Annotated in this window: 3 protein-coding genes; 2 read left to right on the top strand and 1 reads right to left on the bottom strand. The window is 69.1% G+C overall.

Annotated elements, in window-relative coordinates; genetic code table 11:
* A partial coding sequence (locus VEG08_11380; protein ID HXZ28584.1) for a DedA family protein occupies window positions 1–254 on the top strand: 254 nt, incomplete at its 5' end.
* 67 nt (window positions 255–321) lie between these two features.
* Window positions 322–1,743: a DUF58 domain-containing protein gene (locus VEG08_11385; protein HXZ28585.1), complete on the top strand. Its 1,422-nt coding sequence runs from the start codon at window positions 322–324 to the stop codon at window positions 1,741–1,743.
* A gap of 483 nt (window positions 1,744–2,226) precedes the next feature.
* Here VEG08_11385 and VEG08_11390 read toward each other — a convergent pair.
* The coding region (locus VEG08_11390; GenBank protein HXZ28586.1) for a hypothetical protein at window positions 2,227–2,463 on the bottom strand (237 nt) is incomplete at its 5' end.

The raw sequence follows: 2,463 nt of genomic DNA on the forward strand, positions 1-2,463 counted from the left end.
CCGGGCCCATGGCGGGAGTGCTGCGCATGCCCTGGCGCTCCTTCGCCCTCTTCAACTTCCTGGGCGCCACGCTGTGGGTCACCGTCGTCTCCCTGGTAGGCTATCTCTTCGGCAGCGAGTGGGACGACCTGCTGCGCATCATGAAGCGGGTGAACACCGGGCTGTTCGCGGCCGCGGCCGTGGTGGCCGTCTTCCTGTACTGGCGCTATCGCCGGCGCCGCGCCGCCCGCGCGGGCACAGGCGAAGACGACTGACCTGCGATTGCCCCCGGCGCGCCGCCGGTGCTAGGCTGCGGCTAGCGCCGCTCTTCGCTGCTCGCCCATGCGCGCCGCCCTGCAATCCGCCTTCGCCAACATCGACCGCCAGGCCTGGCTGCGCTTCTTCGGCGCCCTCCTGGGACTGAGCGTGGCCTTCGGTGCGGCCCTGCTCTCCACTGCCGCCCGCCGCAACGGCAAGGTCATGGATTCGGTGCTGCTGGCCTCCCTCGCCCTGCTCATCGCCGGCTTCGTGGGCCTGACCACCGTCCCCTACCTCTTCCGCCGCGTCACCCTGACGGGCATGCGCCAGGCCTTCCAGTACGACGTCACCAAGGAGGGCGTCGGCTACTTCGTGCTGCTGCTGATCATCGGGGTGGCCGCCCTCAACACCGGCAACAACCTGCTGTTCATCGTGGTGGCCGCCATGATGGCCGCCATCCTGGTCTCGGGAGTGGCCTCGGCGGCGCTGCTGCGCGGCCTGGACCTGGGCGTCTCGCTCCCTGCCCGCATCTTCGCCCGCCGCGGGGTGATGGCCCGCCTCAGCCTGGAGAACGCGCGCCGCTGGATGCCCGCGTTCTCGGTGAGCGTGGCCCCGCCCAAGCCGCTCAAGCCGCAGCGCGTCCTGCGCTGGCGCCGCTCCATCTTCGCTTTTCCCGCCCGCCGCCCGGTGGAGCGGCAGTGGGTGCGCTGGCCCGACTGGTCCATCGAGTTCGCCGCTCCCCAGCCCCCCGATCCCGGCCGCGGCCGCGTCTTCGACACCTCCGTCTATTTCCCCTACATCCCCTTGCGGGGCACAGCCGTCGCCGAGGTCGAACTCAACTTTCCCCGCCGCGGCCGCTACGTGCAGGAGGGCTTCGGCATCGCCACCCGCTTCCCCTTCTCCTTCCTGGTCAAGACCCGGCCGGTGGCCCTGCGCCACTCCATCCTGGTCTATCCCTCGGTGGAGCCCACCGAAGACTTCTTCGAAGTGCTGCCCATGATCACGGGCGAGTTCGAGGCCTTCGTGCGCGGCCGCGGCTATGATCTCTACCGCATCCGCGAGTACATGCCCGAAGACTCCGCCCGCCACGTGGACTGGAAGGCGACCGCCAAGTCGGGCTCGCTCAAGGTGCGCGAGTTCACCCGCGAGGACGAGCGCAAGCTGCGCATCGTCTTCGACAATCCCGCCCCCGGCCTGGTGGACGAGAAGGCTTACGAGGGTGCGGTGGCCCTGGCCGCCTCCCTGGCCTGGCACTTCGCCGGCGAGGCCACCGACCTGTCTTTCGCCGCCCCCGGCTATGCCGGCAGCCCCGACATCTACGACTTCCTCGCCTGCCTGGCCCTCATCGAGCCCGCCGCCGAGCCTTCCGTCCTGGAGAAGCTCCAGGTCACCGACGACTACAACGTCATCCTGACCGCCCGTCCCCGCGGCTCCATTCCTACCCGCCTGTGGAACTCCTCCTACTTCATCTTCCTCGAGCCGTCCGCTTCTAGACTGTCATCCTGAGCGGAGTGAGGCGACGCAGGAGCCGAGCGCAGCGCAGGACCCCTATCGCCACCCCCTCCGCAACCGAAACCGGTTCTCAACCACAAAGGACACAGAGGAGCGCAGCGGAAGGTCAAACTCAGGGTGGCGTCATCCTGAGCGCCTTTAGGCGCGAAGGATCTCGCGTGCAGCACCGAGCTCCGTGTGGCACAGCCGACTCGGCTGTGCTTTGGGTAGCCGCTGCATTCTTCGCTTCTTCGGTTCACTGCTGCAGCCGCCGCAGGCGGCTCCAGACGGTAGCTCCGGGCGTAAGCCCGGGGGTAGAGCCGTTGAGAGAACCCGCGCGCGACCGGCCCGGAGCGCAGCGGCGGGGCAAGCGAGCGCGCCGCGCAGCACCTTTTTGTCCCACTCTTCGCGGAGGGTCGCGAAACGACGGCGCACCGGATAGGCTCGGCCACGCGCCGTCGCACCTCCGGCGTACCCGGCTCCGCTCTTCTGCCGTAGCTACTTCGCCTTGGGTGGGAAGCGGAACTCGAAGACCTGGTCGCCGATGGGCAAGCGCAGAATGGACTCGCCGCGCTTCTTCTGATAGGTGAAGAAGATCGCCCCCTGGACCTGCGCGCCCGGCTTCAGGACCTGCGCACGCAGCGCCGAGGCCTTCACATCAGCGGCCGTTGCCTCGGCATCTTGCCGGACCCGGTCGGCGGCGAAGCCAGTTCCGCAATCGGCGCCGGGGGGGCC

Source organism: Terriglobales bacterium (assembly GCA_035624475.1).
Lineage (GTDB): Bacteria > Acidobacteriota > Terriglobia > Terriglobales > Acidobacteriaceae > DASPRL01.